We start from the raw sequence: 1,361 nt of genomic DNA on the forward strand, positions 1-1,361 counted from the left end.
TACTCCGGCTACGCAATGGATGAATGATCCGAACGGCCTTGTCTTCTTCGAGGGAGAATATCATTTGTTTTATCAATTTCATCCGGATGGGACGACCTGGGGACCGATGCACTGGGGGCATGCGGTGAGTACGGACCTGGTTAATTGGGAGCATTTGCCGATCGCTTTGTTTCCCGATCAGCACGGCTATATTTTCTCGGGAAGCGCAGTAGTAGATTGGAACGATACCACTGGCTTTTTCTCTGGAATACCTGGTTTGGTGGCCATATTTACACACGCTGGCACGTACCCAGACTCGGATCGTCCGAGACAAAGACAAAGCTTGGCATATAGTACGGATAAAGGTAGAACCTGGACGATGTACGAGGGGAATCCCGTGTTGTCTGACGAGCACATTGTGGATTTCCGGGATCCAAAGGTGTTTTGGCACGAAAACAGCACTCGATGGGTGATGTCGATTGCAGCAGGTGATCGGATCCGCTTTTATACCTCAGAGAATCTGAAGGAATGGTCCTTTGCCAGTGAATTCGGGGCGAAGGAAGGTTCACATGACGGCGTATGGGAGTGCCCCGATCTGATTGAATTGCCCATTAAGGGTGAGTCTAACCGGACCAAATGGGTGTTGATCGTCAGTATCGGAGACCATGCCGACATGCTAGAGGGCTCAAGAACCCAATACTTTATTGGGGATTTCGATGGCACGATCTTTACAAACAATTCTTCTCCGGATACGATCCTGTGGCTTGATCATGGGAGAGATAATTATGCTGGAGTAACATGGTCTGATTCGAATGCTCTGGGCAAGGAGAAGCTGTTTATCGGTTGGATGAGCAATTGGAAATATGCCAATATAACACCGACGGATGGATGGCGCAGTGCAATGACAATCCCGCGCGTGTTAACCCTTAGGGAAGAACCAGAAGGCTTATGTTTGATTCAAACACCGATCCCTGCTATGAGAACGCTGCGAAATCAGCTGCATCGCTTAGAACATGTTGCTATTCAATCAACTCATAATCTGTTGGTAGATCTTCAAGCAGAATTGTATGAAATCGAGCTTGAGATTGAACGGGGCAGCGCGACAGAGTTTGGGCTCAAGATTAGGACATCTGAACGTGAAGAAACTATCATTGGGTACGATGCTGTAAACAACGCTCTATTCATCGACCGCTCGAACTCGGGTGATACAAGTTTTCATAACCAATTCGCATGTAAGCACAGTGCCCCCCTAATGCTAAATAATGAGAAAATAAAGCTTCATATTTTCGTCGATCAATCTTCGGTAGAAGTATTTGCGAATGATGGAAAACTCGTTCTGACGGATCAGATTTTCCCTGATCCTTCAAGTACAGGGTTGGAAT

General features: G+C 47.0%; 1 protein-coding gene. It reads left to right on the forward strand.

The annotated features are described in order from the left end of the window. On the forward strand, positions 1-1,361 hold a 1,361-nt coding region (locus tag BK127_RS42140; RefSeq protein ID WP_076238578.1), incomplete at both ends, for a glycoside hydrolase family 32 protein.

The sequence above is a fragment of the Paenibacillus sp. FSL H7-0331 genome, assembly GCF_001956045.1.